Origin of the sequence: Collinsella sp. An268, from assembly GCF_002159765.1 — a bacterium.
In the GTDB taxonomy this organism is placed as follows: domain Bacteria; phylum Actinomycetota; class Coriobacteriia; order Coriobacteriales; family Coriobacteriaceae; genus Coprousia.
Map to the genome: position 1 here is coordinate 1 of NZ_NFJH01000022.1, position 1,139 is coordinate 1,139.

The following is a 1,139-nucleotide window of genomic DNA, read 5'->3' on the forward strand; positions in this document are numbered from 1 at the left end:
GCGACCACGTCCCCGTGGACGTGCTGCTGGTGCACTCGCAGGACCATCTCATGACGTCGATGCTGTGCCAGGACCTGGCGGAGGAGATGATCAACCTGTACGAGAAGCTCGGTCAGATTACTCAGTAGGGAAACGTCAAAGACGGACGCTTGTTCGCTCTAGTCGCTCTAGTATTTTTATTACAGAAGAGGGAGATTACTATGAAGGTTCTTCTCGTTTGCGCTGCCGGCATGTCCACCAGCATGCTCATGAAGAAGATGGAAGAGTATGCTCAGGCCAACGGCATCGACCTCGAGATCAACGCGCAGAGCTTCAGCGATCTTAAGAACCCGGCGGATGCCGGCTACGAGTGCATTCTCATCGGCCCGCAGATCGCCTACCAGAAGGACAAGGTCATCAAGAAGGCGCAGGGCCTGCCCGTGGACGTCATCCCCATGGCGAACTACGGCCGCCAGAACTGCCCCGCCATCTTCGAGCAGCTGAACGGCCTGCTGGGCAAATAGGCACATGGCTTCGACGTCTTCGCTGTCTATATATGACAAGAAGATGCCGGCATACATAGCGCGTTTTGCGCGATCGAGACCCCGTCTGTCAGAGAGGCAGGCGGGGTCTTGAGGATATAACGATAGGGATAGTTTCTCCTATCGTCTTGTACTGCAGAAATATCAATGCTCGACCTACATGCAAGTGCGATATGTATAAGGTATCTTGCTTGTCAACAAGGAATAGGCGAGCGGACGCAATTATTTCGCCACATTGGGCTTGCCAGCGTTTGTACCTTGTAAAACCTGCGATAAACAACCCTAGGGAGCCACTACCATTCGCGGATTTATCGAACCTTTTAAGCTTTAAAAGATAGACAAGATATGCTCAACGGCATACTATCACTATGTCGTTTTTGTGTGCGGGGTGTGTAGACACTGCATAAAACCGCAGGTAAGCACAGGAACGGACGATGAATGGCCGATGAGATTCGGGCTGCACACCATAAGGGGCAGCGCGGTTCAGGTGTCGGGCAGAGGAAGGGATCTTGCGGTGATCAGCGGAGGGGAGGTAAACATATGGCAGAGGAGAATGAGAGCATGGAGATGATCTCGTTCGGCATCGTCGCCTCGGCCGGCCAGGCGCGCAGCTTGGCG

The 1,139-nt window shown here is 53.6% G+C and carries 2 protein-coding genes and 1 pseudogene; all 3 read left to right on the forward strand.

Annotated elements, in window-relative coordinates:
• Positions 1-128, forward strand: a 128-nt coding sequence (locus tag B5F70_RS10410; RefSeq protein ID WP_143753978.1) for a PTS lactose/cellobiose transporter subunit IIA, incomplete at its 5' end; no start/stop codon positions are given.
• A gap of 72 nt (positions 129-200) precedes the next feature.
• Positions 201-503: a PTS sugar transporter subunit IIB gene (locus tag B5F70_RS10415; RefSeq protein ID WP_087205497.1), complete on the forward strand. Its 303-nt coding sequence runs from the start codon at positions 201-203 to the stop codon at positions 501-503.
• 456 nt (positions 504-959) lie between these two features.
• Positions 960-1,139, forward strand: a pseudogene (locus B5F70_RS10910) (hypothetical protein); the annotation flags it as partial.